Source organism: Kitasatospora sp. NPDC086791 (assembly GCF_040685975.1).
Taxonomy (GTDB): domain Bacteria; phylum Actinomycetota; class Actinomycetes; order Streptomycetales; family Streptomycetaceae; genus Kitasatospora.
On the sequence record NZ_JBFBOC010000002.1, the window covers coordinates 680,127 to 695,289 of the forward strand.

Below are 15,163 nucleotides of genomic sequence, written 5' to 3' on the forward strand. Positions count from 1 at the left end.
GGCGGCGGTTCGCCGGCCGGCGGCTTCCGGGGGCAGCTGACAGCTAACAGCTGACAGGTGACGGATTTCAGATTTCAGCGAACGAAATCTGAAATCTGTCAGCTGTTACCTGTCAGTTGTTCGCCACCTGCGGCCGCAAGGCTCAGCCGAACGGGCGGTGCTCCGGCGCCGCGTCCGCGTCCGCCTTCGCCTCGGGCTCCGGCGTCGCCGTCGGCGTGGAGGGGAGGTCCGGCATGGCGAAGGGGTCGAAGTCCGGCGGCGGGATCATGACCGGCGTGCCCTTCGGCCGGTCCTCCGCAGCCGGCTCGGCGATCGGGGCGAAGGGATTGAAGTCCGCGGGCGGGACGCGCACCGGCGTGCCGCGCAGGTGCACCGGCTCCTCCGCCTGCTCCGCTCGCTGCTCCTCCTCCCGCGGCTCCTTCTCGGCGGTCGGCGCGGTGGGTGCGGCGGGCGCCGCTGCGGGAACCGGAGCGGCAGCAGGCACGGCGGCCGTCGGGGCCGACTCGCCGTCCCAGCCGAACTGGATGCTCCTCAGCAGCTCCGCGAACGCCTCGGTGTACAGCTCCCAGTCCTCCGGCCGCGCCGTGGACAGCTGGACGCACAGCACCGTCCCGCCGTCCGGCAGCGGTACGAAGGCCTGGACGGCCGAGGTGACCACCCAGCGCCGCTGCCCGTCGGCGGCCAGCGGTCCGGGCACCGGGACGGTGCGCCCCTCGACCAGGACGGCGGCCGGGCCGGCCGGCAGCAGGACCGTCCACACCTCGGCGTGCCGCCGGACGGTGGCCAGCTCGGTGGCGAGCACGGTGATCGGCAGCGGGTGCCGGGCGAGTGAGACGACGAGCGCGGCGTCCGAGGCGCGGTCGTCGAGTTCCAGGGCGCAGACGCCGGCGTACACGACGCCCGCGTCGTGGACCAGGTCGGCCAGGGTGGCGGCGATCACCGCGAAGTCGCGGCGCGGCTCGGCGCCGGTGGCGCTGAACAGCTCCTCGGCGACCTCCGTCAGGTGCCCGGTGAGTTCGGTGGCCGCCGCCACGGTGGCGGCCACCCCGTCGGCCGGGTCGGCGTCGACGGGCAGCGGGGGCACCGTCCGGGAGGAGACCCCGGGCGGCCCGCCGGGGGAGGTCAGCGGGTGGAAGCCGGGCGGGACGACCAGCCGGACCTCGGTGCCCGCGCCGGTGGGCAGCTCGACCGGCCGACGGGTCTGCTGTCCGGCTGCCAGCGCGGCCAGCGCCGGGGCGAACGGCGGGCGCAGCTTGGCGTCGGCGAACTCACCGGTGACCGGGAGCTGGAACAGCGCGGCCGAGGTGGTGCCCCGGTCGGCGATGGCGCCGCGCACCGCTCCGCCGCCGTAGCGGGCCTGCAGCGCGCCGACCACCCGGTCGGCGATCCGTGCGCCGGTGCCGGGGCGGGCGGTGCCGGCCGTGACCACCGTGCCGAGCCGGTCGAGGGCGGCGTACACCGGGCCGTTGGGCGCGAGTGGCAGGCCGAACAGCGCCTCGGCGGCGGGGTGCGCGGCCGGGCCCGTGCGCAGGGCGCCGAGTGAGGCCGCCGGGTGGCGCGAGGTGTGCTCGTCGAAGAGGGCGTCGGTGAGCGTGCCGAGGGTCGCGCAGACCTGCTCGGCTGCCGCGAAGGGGTTGGCCTCCGCACTGAACTGGACGTCCTGGGTCAACTGGTGAGCCCCCCGCTCTGCTCCGTCTGCCGTCGGTGGTTCGGGTGGAACCGGGCTCGCCGGGGCGGCGGGCCGTCAGATCCCCGCCCATTCCTATCAGAGCCCCCCGTCCCGCCCGAACCGCAGGATGACGTGATGATCACTCGGGCCGGGGCTGTGACCACCGGTTCGGCGGTCACCCGGTGGCGGCCCCGCCGGTTCCGTCGGCCCCGCCGACCCCGCCAGGCCCGGAGGACTTGGAGCCCCCGTCGGCCCCGGAGGACTCGGAGTCCCCGGAGGCGGGTTCCCCGGTGGCGAGCGCCGTGACCGCGTCGAGGATCCCCGGGACGGCGAACAGCCCGGCGAGGTCCCGCACCAGGCGCCCGGTCGGACCGTCCGGGTGTTCGTCCGCGAGGAAGGAGCCCAGCTCGGCGGCGAGCGCCGGCTCCCGGGCGGCCGTGAGGGTGAGCGCCGCGACGAACTCCTGCACCAGGTGCAGCTGCAGCTCCTCCAGCGGCACCGAGCGCTCGCCCAGCCACTCCAGCGAGGTGATCTCGGCATTGGCGATCCAGGCACGGACGGTCAGCCGCAGCCCGGGGCTGGGCGAGGGGATCGCCAGGTGGGCCAGGATCTGCTCCTGCGCGGCCCGGCGCACGTCGTCGATCACCGCCGAGGTGCCCGCGCTGGCCGCCACCGAGCCGCCCCGCAGCAGCGCCGCGAAGCCCGGCCCGTGGCTCTGCACGAAGTCCAGGTAGCGGCCCATCACCCGGAGCAGCCGCTCCGACAGCGGCCCCTCCATGGGCTCCTCGAAGCGGGCCGACAGCTCCCGGCCGGCCCGTCGCAGCGACTCCTCGTACAGCGCCTGCTTGCCGGGGAAGTAGTGGTACACCAGCGGTCGGGAGGCGCCCGCGGCGGCCGCGATGTCGTCGATCGACACCTCTTCCGGCGCCCGCCGGCTGAACAGTTCCAGCGCCACGGCGATCAGCTGCTCCCGCCGCTCGTCCACGCTCAGCCGCCGGCGGGGCCGTTCACCCGCTGCCGCCCGGTCGGGTGCGGAGGTCCGTGCTGCGCGGTCGGCCGTCGGGGACGGCGTGCGGGAGGCCATGCGCGTCACCTTATCCGGCGGTCGCCCGGCGGCCCATGCGGTCCGGGAGCCCCGGTCGGGTGGGCCGGCATGCCACGCCACGGCACGCCACGGCTCGGGACTGCTCGGTACGGCTCCGCACGGCTCGGTACGGCCAGGCGGGCGCTAGGCGGCCCGGAAGTCCAGGTAGCGGCGGTAGGCCTCCAGGCCGTCGGCGACGAAGGTGTCGCGGGTGAGGCGCACGGCGAGTTCGTCGGGGGTGAGCCAGGCGTGCCAGGCGACCTCGGACTCCTGTGGCGAGACCGGGCCCGCCCACTCCGCCTCGTACATGTCGCACCACCAGCTGAGCTTGCCGCCGTCGGGCTCCCGGAAGAGGAACTTGAACATCGGGCGCGGGGCGATGCCGCGGACGCCGAGCTCCTCCTCGGCCTCGCGGACGGCGGCCTCGGCGTAGGTCTCGCCGGAGCCGACGACGCCGCCGACGAACATGTCGTACGCGCCGGGGGCGAACAGCTTGGTGGCGGTGCGGCGGTGGACGAAGATCCGTCCGGCGGGGTCGCGGACCAGGACGAAGACGCAGCGGTGGATCAGGCCGCGCCGGTAGACCTCGCCGCGCAGGGCGGTCCCGATCACCCGGTCGTGCTCGTCGACGATGTCCAGCAGTTCTTCGGCAGGGTTGGTCATGACCGACAGGTTAGGGTTTCGGAGCCCGGTTCGAACGGATCTTCCCGAACTATCGAACGCGAGTGGGCGGTGACGATTCGGAACGGCCTGGAGGCGGCGCGCGGTGGTGGAGATCTGGGGCGGGACGGCCGAGGGGTTCGAGCCCGTACGGGCGGCCTTCGCACGGAACTTCGCCGACTACGGCGAGCTCGGCGCGGCCTTCGCGCTGTACGTGCGCGGCCGCAAGGTGGTCGACCTGTGGGGCGGCGACGCCCGGCCCGAGGTCGGCGGGCGGCCCGCTCCCGCGGTGCCGTGGACGGCGGACACCGCGCAGGTGCTGCGCTCGGTCACCAAGGGCCTGACCGCGACCACCGCGCTGCTCGCCGTCGAGCGCGGGCTGCTGGACCTGGACGCGCCGGTGGCCTCGTACTGGCCGGAGTTCGCGGCGGCCGGCAAGGGCGGGGTGCCGGTGCGCTGGCTGCTCTCGCACCAGGTCGGGGTGCCCGCGCTGGACGTGCCGCTGCGGCTGGAGGACGTGCTCACCTGGGAGCGCGCGGCCGCCGCCGTCGCGGCCCAGCCGCCCGCCTGGGAGCCCGGTACGGCACACGGCTACCACCCGTACACCTTCGGCTGGCTGGTCGGCGAGGTGGTGCGGCGAGTGAGCGGTCGGACGATCGGACAGTACTTCGCCGAGGAGATCGCCCGGCCCCTCGGACTGGACCTGTGGATCGGCCTGCCGGCCGGGGCCGCGCCGCGGGTCGGCAAGCTGGTCGACCTGCCCGCCCCGGAGGCGGCCCGGAACGGCCCGAGCGGGCTGCGGCTGCGGCCCAAGCAGTCCGTCCGGGACGCCTACCAGGACCCGGCCTCGCTGACCGCGCGGTCCTTCGCCTCGGTGCGCCCCGGGGTGGACCTCAACGACCCGGCGGTTCAGGCCGCCGAGATCCCCGGCGCGGGCGGCATCGGCACCGCCCGTTCGCTGGCCCGGTTCTACGCGGCGCTGATCGGCGCGGCCGACCACCCGGACGGCTCCGGCGCGCCGCTGCCGCCGCTGCTCGGACCCGAGGTGCTGAGCCGCGCGGTCGGGCCGGCGGTGAGCGGGCCGGACCGGGTGCTGATCGTCAACTCCACCTTCGGCCTGGGCTTCTGGCGGCACGGCCCGACCGCGCCGATGGCCTCCCCGGCGAGCTTCGGGCACCCGGGGCGGGGCGGCTCGCTGGGCTTCGCCGACCCGGAACTGGGGCTGGGCTTCGGGTACGTCACCAACGGCATGCAGCCGGGTGTCACGGGGGACGTCCGCTCGCGGAACCTGATCCGCGCGGTGCGGGGGTGCCTGGGGCTGTCCTGAGTCCGGCGTTCCGGCTCAGGCCTGGCCGGTCTCGAAGCGGCTGACCTTCCCGCCGTCGACGGTGAAGCGCCAGGCGGTGCGCATCTCGCCCCAGGTGTCGTTGGTGAAGTTGGCGACCAGCGCCCGGCCGCCGTCCGCCTCGGACTGGACGTCCATCCGGCCGTGGGCGGTGAAGATCTCGCGGTCGATCCAGTCCTCCAGGTCCCGGTCGGAGCCGTCGTCGGACATGCTGGCGTCCGCGGCGAGCAGGCCGACGAAGGACTCGCGGTCACCCGCGTTGATCGCGGTGACGACGGCGCGGACGACGGGGTCGCTGAGCTTGGCGGTGGCGATGGTCATACGGGGCTCCCGGAGACGGGTGAGAGGGGTCGGGAGTCCTGTCTACGGCGTTCGCGGGGGTCGTCCGGGCATGTCGGCGGCGCGTCGGGAAAATAGCGACATTCATGTGCTTAGATCCCGAAACGGGTGATTTGTCCCCATGGTTTGACCCGAGGGCCCGCCGCGGGGAGTGGCGGTGGAGCGGGAGACCGGACCCAGGTCTCCCGCTCCACATTCTGCTCCGGCTCCGGGCTTTCCTCCGGCTCCGCGCGTTCGGGGGTGGGCCTGTCGGAGGGCGGGCCTAGAAGAAGCCGACCGCGTCGGGGGAGTAGCTGACCAGCAGGTTCTTCGTCTGCTGGTAGTGCTCCAGCAGCGCCTTGTGGTTCTCCCGCCCGATGCCGGAGTTCTTGTACCCGCCGAAGGCGGCGTGGGCGGGGTAGTTGTGGTAGCAGTTCGTCCACACCCGGCCGGCCTGGATGGCGCGTCCGGCCCGGTGGGCGGTGTTGAGGCTGCGGGTCCACACGCCCGCGCCGAGCCCGTACTGGGTGTCGTTGGCGAGCGCGATCGCCTGGTCGAAGCCGTCGAAGCGGGTCACCGAGACGACCGGGCCGAAGATCTCCTCCTGGAAGACCCGCATCGAGTTGTCGCCCTCGAAGACCGTCGGCGTCACGTAGTACCCGCCGGACAGCGCACCGCCGAGGTCGGCGCGCTCGCCGCCGGTGAGGACCTTGGCGCCCTCGGCCTGGCCGATCTCGAAGTAGGAGAGGATCTTCTTCAGCTGCTCGGCGCTGGCCTGGGCGCCGACCTGGGTGTCGGTGTCCAGCGGGTCGCCCTGGCGCATCCCGCGCACCCGCCGCAGGCCGTCGGTGAGCAAGCGCTCGTAGATCGGGGCGTCGATCAGCGCGCGGCTGGGGCAGGTGCAGACCTCGCCCTGGTTGAGGGCGAACATCGCGAAGCCCTCGACGGCCTTGTCGTAGAAGGCGTCCGAGGCGTCGGCGACGTCCGCGAAGAACACGTTGGGGCTCTTGCCGCCGAGTTCCAGGCTGACCGGGATCAGGTTGTCGGCCGCCGCGCGGGAGATCAGCCGGCCGGTGGAGGTCTCGCCGGTGAAGGCGAGCTTGCGGATCCGCGGGCTGGCGGAGAGCGGGGCGCCGGCCTCCTCGCCGAAGCCGGTGACGATGTTGAGCACGCCCGGCGGCAGCAGGTCGGCGGTCAGCTCGGCGAGCAGCAGGACCGAGGCCGGGGTCTGCTCGGCGGGCTTGAGCACCACCGCGTTGCCGGCCGCCAGTGCCGGGGCGAGCTTCCAGACCGCCATCAGGATCGGGAAGTTCCAGGGGATGATCTGCCCGACCACGCCCAGCGGCTCGTGGAAGTGGTACGCCACGGTGTCCTCGTCCAGCTGGGACAGGCCGCCCTCCTGGGCGCGCAGCGCGCCGGCGAAGTAGCGCAGGTGGTCGACGGCGAGCGGGAGGTCGGCGGCCAGCGTCTCGCGCACCGGCTTGCCGTTCTCCCAGCTCTCCGCGACGGCCAGCTGCTCCAGGTTGGCCTCCATCCGGTCGGCGATCCGCAGCAGCACCTGGGACCGCTCGGCGGCCGGGGTGCGGCCCCAGGCGGGGGCGGCGGCGTGGGCCGCGTCCAGGGCGGCCTCGATGTCCTCGGCGGTGCCGCGGGCGACCTCGGTGAACACCTCGCCGGTGACCGGGGTCGGGTCGCCGAAGTACCGGCCGTGCACCGGGGGCGTCCATCCGCCGCCGATCCAGTGCTCGTACCGGGAGCGGTAGGCGACGATGCTGCCGGGCGCGCCGGGGGGCTGGTAGACCGTCATGCTCTGGTGTCTCCTCGCGACGTCGGGCGCCGCCCGGGCCGCGGGGCCGGGGGCGGCACGCCGGACCGCCCGGTCGGGGCGGCCCGGCGGGAGGGTCAGGACACGCACACGGGCCGGACGCCCGGGGCGTCCGCCGTCGAGCACGATAACCGCCGGGCGCACGGTGCGGCTACGGTCCGTGCGCCCGGGGCGTACGGAGGGTGCGCGTTCCGGCCGTTCCGGCGGCTGCACGCAGGGCGCGGTCAGGGCGCGGTCAGGGCACCGCCGGGGCGCGTCGGCCAGGGCGTCGGGCGGGTCGGCATGGTCGGTGCCCCGGCGCGGCCGGTCGCCCCCGCGCGGTCGCGCACTCCGGCGTGGCCGGCGCGCGGGCGTTCACGCGGGCGCGCACGGCTTCGCCGACGGACGGTCAGCCGGGCGGCGGGCGTCAGACCGCGTGGTACCGCCCGGTGCGGGCCTCCCAGCTGAGGTAGCCCGCCAGCCAGGTGAGCAGCCCGTCCGCGTACCGCTGGGCGATCGCGCGCTCTATCCGGGACAGGCCCAACTCGCGGTGGACGTCGGGGAGTCGGTCGTACAGCTCCTGGCAGCGCTCGACCATCAGCTGGGCCTCCGCGATGACCGCCGCGCAGGCCTCCTCGGGCGAGCAGCGGCGCTCCCGCTGGACGATGATGACCAGGTTGTTGACGTCCCCGCGCGGCGCCTCCAGCGGGTAGGACCGCACGTCGTTGCTGAGTGACGGTATGTCGGCCGCCAGCTGGCGGAGTTGACGCAGCACCGGGTGGTGCAGGACGGCGGCGGGGACCTCGAACTGGCCGATGCGTTCGACCATGTCGAAGACGGTCTCCATCGCCGCGGTACCTCGTCTGAGGACGAGGTAGCCGTCCCGGTCCGGCGGCCGGGTGGAGATCCGGCCGGCCGCCTCGGCCGGGTGACTGGCCAGGTAGTACTCCCAGTTGTACGCGGCGCGCGCCTGCCAGCGCGCGGGCATGCCCTGCACGCTGCGGTTCCAGAGGTCGGCGAAGGCGGTCTCGACCGCGGAGCCCTGGTCGGGGCGGGCGCCGTGCAGGACGGCGATCAGGCGTTCGCAGATCGGTGCGACCTCCGAAGGGCGACGGCCGAGCGGGCCGTCGAACTGGTCGTCGAAGAGGAAGTAGAAGCCCATCAGGTCGGCGGCCAGGGCGAGTTCGTCCGGTCCGGCGTCCGGGTAGCCCAGCGCGGCGAGGTCCACCACCTCCCAGTGCGCGTAGCCGGGGTGGTCGGCGTCGGGCAACAGGGGGTGGCGGATCAGCCAGTCGCGGTGCAGCGCGGTGGCGTACGGGCCGTGCGGACTGCGGCGGTGCGGGAACGGAATCTGAAGTGATGTGTCGTCAGACATCGGACTCCCGGTGCGGCGGAGGATGGGGGCGCTAGTGTTCGAGCACTGTTCGTGAGGGGAGTTGACGCGGCGGGGCGGAGACGGCGAGGGTGGGGTTGACAAGATCATCTACGCCCCGAGTGCCGTAGGGTATCTGATGCAATGATCGGGCGTTAGGGATATAGGGCAATTGCCCTTGGCAAGCAGTCCGAACCCTCACCGTCCGTCCCAGCCTGCACGAATGCCGCACGGTACGGGCCACGCAGCGCTAACCTCGGCTCCACGCAGTGATGGAGCTGTGACGGGATCGGGCGAGGCGGAGGCGCGACGGTGACCGAGCAGGAGAACGAACTTCGGGCGGGGGCCGGTTCCGGCCGGGACGGCGACGGTTTCGCGCCCCGGGTCCGGCTGCGCGACCGCGACGCCGAACTGCGCTCGGTGGAAGCCGCCGTCGACCGGCTCTGCCGCGGCTTCGCCGCCGGCGGCACCGAGATCGGCGACCTGCTCGCCTTCTCCGGCCGTCCCGGCATCGGCAAGACCAGCCTGCTGCACGAGGTCCGACGGATCGCCAAGCTCCGCGACGGTACCACCGTACTGTTCGCCCGAGGCGGCGAACGGCAGTTCAAGGAGCCGTACCACGTCCTGCGCCAGCTGCTCCAGCCGCTGCTCAGCGACCTGGAGCCGGACGTGTTCCGCCAGGTCATGGGCACCTGGGAGGAGGTCGTCGGACCGGCCATGGGCCTCAAGCGGCCCAAGGCCGGTGCCCGCCGACTCGACCCGCAGGGCGTGCGCGACGGCCTCGACTACGTCCTCACCCAGCTCGCACCGCGCCGCGCGCCGATGGTGATGATCGTCGACGACCTGCACTGGGCCGACGCCGAATCCCTCTCCTGGCTCGCCAAGTTCGCCGTCCGCTCCGGCGAACTGCCCGTCCTGCTGGTGTTCGCCTTCCGCGAGGACGAGAGCGACTGGCCCGGCGCGACCCAGGAGTTCCGCCGGGAGATCCTCGGCCTCAAGGGCCGCAAGCACGAGCTGAACCGGCTCAACCTCAACTCCGTCACCGACATGATCCGCGCCGAACTCGGCGACAAGGCCGAGGACGCCTTCTGCTACGAGTTCTGGAACGTCGTCAACGGCAACCCCTTCGAGGTCGTCGCCCTGCTCGACCAGGTCCGCGACCAGGAGCTCGAACCGATCGAGGAGAACTCCCGGCAACTGCGCGAACTCGCCGTCGACGCCACCGGGATGACCCTCAAGAGCTGGCTGGACCGGCTCGGCGCCAGCACCCTGCGCTTCGCCTGGGCCTGCGCCATGCTCGGCACCGACATCCGGATCGACCTCGCCACCCGGATCTCCACCCAGAGCACCGAGGGCGCCCGCGAATCCATCAAGCAGCTGCGCAAGCAGCGCGTGCTCACCCAGTCCCCCAACGGGAACCTGGAGTTCGTCCACCCGCTGATCGCCAGCTCGATCTACAACACCATGCCGGACGCCACCCGCCTCGGCATGCACGGCATCGCCGCCGTCGAGATCGAGAACGCCGGGTTCGGCCTGCTCGCCGCCTCCCGCCACCTGGTCGAGACCCACTCCGGCGAGGGCGACGACCGGATCGTCAAGAAGCTGCGCCGCGCCGCCGTCGAACACCAGCTCATCGGCGCCCCCGAGGCCGCCCAGCGCTGCCTGCACCGCGCGCTCAAGGAGCCGCCCGCCGACGAGATCAAGGCCGAGGTGCTGTACGAACTCGGCTGCTCCGCCCTGCTCACCGACCCCGTCGCCACCGTCAACCAGCTCAAGCTCGCGCTGGACCCCGACGAGGTGCCGCTGCGCCCCGAACTGCGGGTGGACGCCACCTTCCGGCTCTCCGAGGTGCTCGCGCACAGCGGCGAGCTGCGCGAGGCCGCCGTGGTCTGCCAGCAGGAGGCCCGGAAGACCGAGGACCCGGCCGGGAAGCAGCGGCTGCAGGCCGCCTCGTTCATGTGGCACGCCTTCCGCAAGTCCGAGGAGGACGGCCCCGACCGCTCCGCCCGGCTCGGCGAGATGTGCCTCGGGCTGACCGGCCGGGAGGCCGCCGACCGGGCCGTGCTCGCCATGCGGGCCTGGGACCTCACCCTGCGCGGCGCCCCCTCGGCCGACGCGCTCGCCCTCGCCGACGAGGTCCTCGACGGCGGCCGGCTGCCCAAGGGCCTCGGCTGGACCGACACCACCTGGGGCTTCGAACTGCCCTCGATGCTCGGCCTCACGTACATCTACAACGACCGGGTCGCCCAGGCCGAGCGGCTGGCCGCCGACGCCATCATCCAGTTCGAGGTGGCCGGCTGGAGCGGTGCCCACCGGGGCTTCGCGTACTTCCTGATGGGGCTGGCCCGGTTCCGCCGCGGCCTGCTCGCCGAGGCCGAGGACTTCCTGCGCCGGGCGTACCGCATCTCCGAGCGGATCGGGGAGAAGCTGCCGCTGGCCTGGGACGCCGTCGGCGTGCTGGTGGACACCCTGATCGCCCGCGGCCGGGTCGCCGAGGCCTGGGAGCTGGCCAACGACTTCGGCTTCCACCCGCCGTACCACGCGACCGCCATGGTGCTGCCGGACGCGGCCTCGCTGTACGGCAAACTGCTGATCGCCAAGGACCGCTACGCGGGCGCCGCCGCCGCGCTCACCGAGGCCGGTGCCCAGCTGGAGGTCAGGGGCTGGCACAACACGGTCTGGGCGCCCTGGGCCGGCCACCTCGCCATCGCGATCGCCGACGACGAGCCCGAGCGCGCCCGTGAGTACGCCCGCAAGGCCGTCGGGGACGCGCGTGCGTTCGGCACCGCCTCGGCGATCGGCGCCGCGCTGCGGCTGCAGGCGCAGGTCGAGGACGGCCAGCAGGCGGTCGAGCTGCTGGAGCAGGCCGTGACGTACCTCGGGCAGTCCCCGGCGGGGTACGAGCACGCCGTCGCGCTGGTCGACCTCGGTGCCGCGCTGCGCCGGGTCGGGCGGCTGGAGGACGCCCAGGAGTACCTGTACCAGGGCATCGAGCTGGCCCAGCACTGCTCGGCGGAAGGACTGGTCGACCAGGCGCGGCGGGAGCTGGCCAACTACGGTCTGCGGCCCAACCGGCTGGGGCTGAGCGACTTCCGGGACACCCTGGAGATGCTCAGCGGGCCGGAGCTGGACGTCGCCCGGCAGGCGGTGCGGGGCCTGCCGCCGCAGCGGATCGCCGAGGAGCTCGGTCTGGACATCAGCCTGGTCAACCGGCGGCTGGCGGCGGTCTACCGCAAGGCGGGCAGCGGGCCGGACGGGCTGGCGACGGCGCTCGGGCTGCCGCAGCAGCAGCGGGAGGGCGAGGAGTAGCCGGCGGCGTTCGCGGTGGCGTTCGCGGTCCGGTGGCGGTTCTGGGGGTGCGGCGGCCGGATCGGTTCCGCCGCCGGCGACCGTCGTGCGCGGGCGGCGCGCATCGACGCGGGTGCGCCCCCGACACCGCCGCCGTCGCTAGGCTGACGGACAATCGGGGCCGCCGCGGCGACCCCTCGACGGACCAGCAAACCGGCGGTAGCGGTGCGCCGCGGCCGACAGTGAGGAGCAGGCCATGGCGAGCGAGGCCACCAGCGTTCGGCACGAACCCCTCGACCCCTCGGGCGCGGGCGCCGCGATCGAGCGCTGGACGCTCACGGCCGGCCCGTACGAGGCGAGCGTGCTCACCCTCGGCGCCACCCTGCACACCCTCAGTGCGCCGGACCGCTCCGGCCGAATCGCCCAACTGCTGCTCACCAGCGATGAGTTGGCGCAGATCCTGGGTCCGGCCCGGCACCACGGCGCGGTGGTGGGCCGGTACGCCAACCGGATCGACCGCTCGTCGGTCACCATCGACGGCGAGGAGCACCCGCTCGCCCCGACCGGCGGCGGCATGACCCTCCACGGCGGGCCGGACGGCTTCGCGCACCGGATGTGGGCGGCCGAGCAGGTCGAGGGCGGGGTGCGGCTGCGGCTGCACAGCCCGGACGGGGACCAGGGCTTCCCGGGCGCGCTGGACGTCACCGTGGACTACACGCTGGCCGCCTCCGGCGAGCTGGTGATCGACTACCACGCGGTCACCAACAAGCCGACCGTCGTCAACCTGACCAACCACGCGTACATCAACCTTGCGGGTGAAGGCAGCGGCGACGTCCTCGGCCACCTGCTGACCCTGGACGCCGACGAGTACACCCCGGCCGACGAGCGGCAGATCCCGTACGGGCGGACCGAGCCGGTGGCCGGCACGCCGTTCGACTTCACGGTGGCCACGCCGATCGGCAAGTCGGTGCACGACCGGCACCCGCAGCTGGTCGGGCCGGGCGGCTACGACCACAACTGGGTGCTGCGCGCCCGGCCGGCGGACGGCAGCCCGGCGCGGGCGGTACTGCTCGAGGACCCGGTCAGCGGCCGCACCCTGGAGGTGCTGACCACCGAGCCGGGCATCCAGGTCTACACGGCGAACAAGTTCCAGGGCGCGGTCACCGGCGCGAGCGGCGTCCCGTACGGGCCGTTCGCCGGGATCGCGCTGGAGACCCAGCACTTCCCGGACGCCCCGCACCACCCGGCGTTCCCGAGCACGGTGCTGCGGCCGGGGGAGGACTTCCGCTCGACGACCGTGCTGCGGCTGGGCACGAACTAGCGGGTCACGACCACGGCCCCGGCCCGTCGGCGGGTCGTGGCCCGCCGGCGGCTCACGGTCGTGGGCGACTCACGGCCGTCGGCGGGTCGACGCCGTCGGCGGCTCACGGCCGCAGGTCCCGGCGCATGCAGAGCCGGGGCCAGCGGTCCAGGCCGTGCTCGGTCTCCCTGCGGCGGATCTCGCGCAGGCCCGGGGTGAGTTCGGCGTCGGCCAGCGGGCGGAAGCCGCAGCGCGCGTAGTAGGGGGCGTTCCAGGGGACCTCGGCGAAGGTGGTCAGGGTGAGCGCCGGGGCGTCGGTGGTCCGCGCGAGGTGGTCGATGAGCGCCCGCCCGATGCCGCGGCGGGCGTGGTCGGGGTGGACGGAGACCTGCTCGATGTGCAGCGCGCCGTCCACCGGCTCGGCCACCAGGTAGGCGGCGACCGCGCCGTCGGGGGCCTCCGCGGCCAGGGCGACGCCCCGGTCCAGGTAGTGCGCCAGCTCCTCCGGGGCGGGGGGCTCGTCCCCGGCGATCTCCGGCATGCCGATCGCGGCGAAGGGGGCGCCGGCGGCCCGCTCCAGTTCGGTGAGCAGGGGAAGGTCGTCCCTCGTGACGGCTCTGATGCGCATGCGCTCAGTCTGCTGCAGACGGCTTCCGGCCACGCACGGTGGTCCGGCCGCCCGGCGAGAGCTGAATCGGACGAACCAGGGCAATAGCCGCGGATGTCAACTACCGTGTGGCAACGTCCAGGACACGCGGTTGTAACGATCCCCTTTTCTTGCAGAAACTTGCTGCAAGGACTTTCCGTCGATCTTTCGCCGCTGTTAACTTCCTTCCCGAGCCCGACGGCAGCAACGGTGCGGTCGGCACGAGGCAGCCATTATGCGCCTGTCTCCGAACATCTCGGGCACCCCCACCCTCCCAAGGAGTTCTCATGCGGCGTGGCATCGCGGCCTCTGCCCTCGTTGTGGCCCTCGCGGTCTCGATGGCTGCCTGTGGCAGCAGCGGCTCCAGCTCGGACGGCAAGGCCGACGGGCCGGTCACCCTCACGTACTGGGACACGTCGAACGCCACCAACGAGGCGCCGAACTACCAGGAGCTCGTCAAGAAGTTCGAGGCCGCCAACCCGAACGTCAAGGTCGACTTCGTCAACGTCCCGTTCGACCAGGCGCAGAACAAGCTCCAGACCGCGATGGGGGCCAAGGGCGCTCCGGACGTGTTCCGCTCCGAGGTCGGCTGGACCGCCGCCTTCGCCAAGGCCGGCTACCTGGAGCCGCTGGACGGCACCCCGGCCGCCGCCGACACCTCCGCCTTCCAGCCCAGCCTGATCCAGCAGGCCAAGTACGAGGGCAAGCTGTACGGCGTCCCGCTGGTGACCGACACCCTCGGCCTGCTCTACAACAAGGAGCTGTTCGCCAAGGCCGGCATCACCGACGCGCCGAAGACCTGGGACGAGCTGAAGGCCGACGCCGCCGCCGTCAAGGACAAGGCCGGCGTGGACGGCTTCTGGCTGAAGGCCGCCGACGGCTACTACGCGATGCCGTTCCTGTTCGGCGAGGGCACCGACACCGTCGACGCCGCGGGCAAGAAGATCACCATCACGTCGCCGGAGGCCGTCAAGGCCGTCGAGACCTACAAGACGATGTTCACCGCGCCGGGCACCGCCAAGGCCGACGTCACCACCGACGCCTACGCGCACATGATGGACGCCTTCAACAGCGGCAAGGTCGCGGCGATCATCCAGGGCCCCTGGGAGATCACCAACATCTACAAGGGCTCGGCCTTCGCCGACAAGACCAACCTCGGCATCGCGGCCGTCCCCGGCGGCTCCGCGGGCAAGGCCGGCGCCCCCACCGGCGGCCACAACATCTCCGTCTACGCCGGTGCCGACAAGGCCCACAAGGCCGCCGCCGAGAAGTTCGCCGCCTTCATGACCTCGGCCGAGAGCCAGGCGTTCATCGCGCAGAAGAACTCCACCCTGCCGACCCGCACCGACGCCTTCACCGCCGAGGTCAAGGCCGACCCGGGCATCGCCGGCTTCCAGGGCATCCTGAGCAGCGCCAAGCCGCGCCCCGAACTGCCCGAGTACAGCTCGCTGTTCTCCTCGCTCGGCACCAACCTGGGCAAGGCCGTCCAGGGCACCGGCACCCAGGACGCGCTGAACACCGTCGCCACCGACTACGCCAAGCTCCTGCCGGGCTTCACCAAGTAGTCCCCGTGCCCGGTCCGCCGGTCGGCGGATGACGGCGAACGAATGACAGCGAACAGATTTCATCATCTGCCGGTTGTCAGTCGTCGACCGTCATCCGCCGCCCCCGGCGGGC

The 15,163-nt window shown here is 73.3% G+C and carries 11 protein-coding genes; 4 read left to right on the top strand and 7 right to left on the bottom strand.

Translation table 11 applies throughout. The annotated features are described in order from the left end of the window. Positions 1 to 142 precede the first annotated feature (142 nt). The 3 genes from AB0Q99_RS06925 to AB0Q99_RS06935 all read right to left on the bottom strand — a co-directional run bounded on the left by AB0Q99_RS06925 (position 143) and on the right by AB0Q99_RS06935 (position 3,416). Positions 143 to 1,669: a hypothetical protein gene (locus AB0Q99_RS06925; RefSeq protein ID WP_363569192.1), complete on the bottom strand. Its 1,527-nt coding sequence runs from the start codon at positions 1,667 to 1,669 to the stop codon at positions 143 to 145. A gap of 175 nt (positions 1,670 to 1,844) precedes the next feature. Then, the gene (locus AB0Q99_RS06930; RefSeq protein ID WP_363569292.1) at positions 1,845 to 2,660 is read right to left on the bottom strand and encodes a TetR/AcrR family transcriptional regulator; all 816 of its coding nucleotides are present in this window, start codon (positions 2,658 to 2,660) and stop codon (positions 1,845 to 1,847) included. Between the two features lie 237 nt (positions 2,661 to 2,897). After that, entirely contained in the window at positions 2,898 to 3,416 is a 519-nt protein-coding gene (locus AB0Q99_RS06935; RefSeq protein WP_363569194.1) for an NUDIX domain-containing protein, read from the bottom strand. Between the two features lie 103 nt (positions 3,417 to 3,519). On the opposite strand from AB0Q99_RS06935, the gene AB0Q99_RS06940 reads away from it, so the two are divergent. Next, the gene (locus AB0Q99_RS06940; RefSeq protein ID WP_363569196.1) at positions 3,520 to 4,740 is read left to right on the top strand and encodes a serine hydrolase domain-containing protein; all 1,221 of its coding nucleotides are present in this window, start codon (positions 3,520 to 3,522) and stop codon (positions 4,738 to 4,740) included. Between the two features lie 15 nt (positions 4,741 to 4,755). Here AB0Q99_RS06940 and AB0Q99_RS06945 read toward each other — a convergent pair whose 3' ends face one another. From AB0Q99_RS06945 to AB0Q99_RS06955, 3 genes are all read right to left on the bottom strand, one after another. After that, entirely contained in the window at positions 4,756 to 5,079 is a 324-nt protein-coding gene (locus AB0Q99_RS06945) for a nuclear transport factor 2 family protein (protein ID WP_363569198.1), read from the bottom strand. A 280-nt stretch (positions 5,080 to 5,359) separates the two neighbouring features. Beyond that, positions 5,360 to 6,883 carry an aldehyde dehydrogenase family protein gene (locus AB0Q99_RS06950; protein WP_363569200.1) on the bottom strand — a complete coding sequence of 508 codons (1,524 nt, stop codon included), beginning with the start codon at positions 6,881 to 6,883 and terminating at the stop codon, positions 5,360 to 5,362. Between the two features lie 424 nt (positions 6,884 to 7,307). Then, positions 7,308 to 8,255 carry a terpene cyclase gene (locus AB0Q99_RS06955; protein ID WP_363569202.1) on the bottom strand — a complete coding sequence of 316 codons (948 nt, stop codon included), beginning with the start codon at positions 8,253 to 8,255 and terminating at the stop codon, positions 7,308 to 7,310. A 309-nt stretch (positions 8,256 to 8,564) separates the two neighbouring features. Between AB0Q99_RS06955 and AB0Q99_RS06960 the strand changes: the two genes are divergently transcribed. Continuing rightward, positions 8,565 to 11,561 carry an AAA family ATPase gene (locus AB0Q99_RS06960; protein ID WP_363569204.1) on the top strand — a complete coding sequence of 999 codons (2,997 nt, stop codon included), beginning with the start codon at positions 8,565 to 8,567 and terminating at the stop codon, positions 11,559 to 11,561. Between the two features lie 235 nt (positions 11,562 to 11,796). Further along, a complete protein-coding gene (locus AB0Q99_RS06965; protein WP_363569206.1) occupies positions 11,797 to 12,861 on the top strand; it encodes an aldose epimerase family protein in 1,065 nt (354 codons plus the stop codon). A gap of 103 nt (positions 12,862 to 12,964) precedes the next feature. Here AB0Q99_RS06965 and AB0Q99_RS06970 read toward each other — a convergent pair whose 3' ends face one another. After that, entirely contained in the window at positions 12,965 to 13,468 is a 504-nt protein-coding gene (locus tag AB0Q99_RS06970; RefSeq protein ID WP_363569208.1) for a GNAT family N-acetyltransferase, read from the bottom strand. 305 nt (positions 13,469 to 13,773) lie between these two features. Between AB0Q99_RS06970 and AB0Q99_RS06975 the strand changes: the two genes are divergently transcribed. Then, positions 13,774 to 15,051 (top strand): extracellular solute-binding protein, encoded by a 1,278-nt coding sequence (locus tag AB0Q99_RS06975; RefSeq protein WP_363569210.1) that lies wholly within the window; start codon positions 13,774 to 13,776, stop codon positions 15,049 to 15,051. The last annotated feature ends 112 nt before the right edge of the window (positions 15,052 to 15,163 follow it).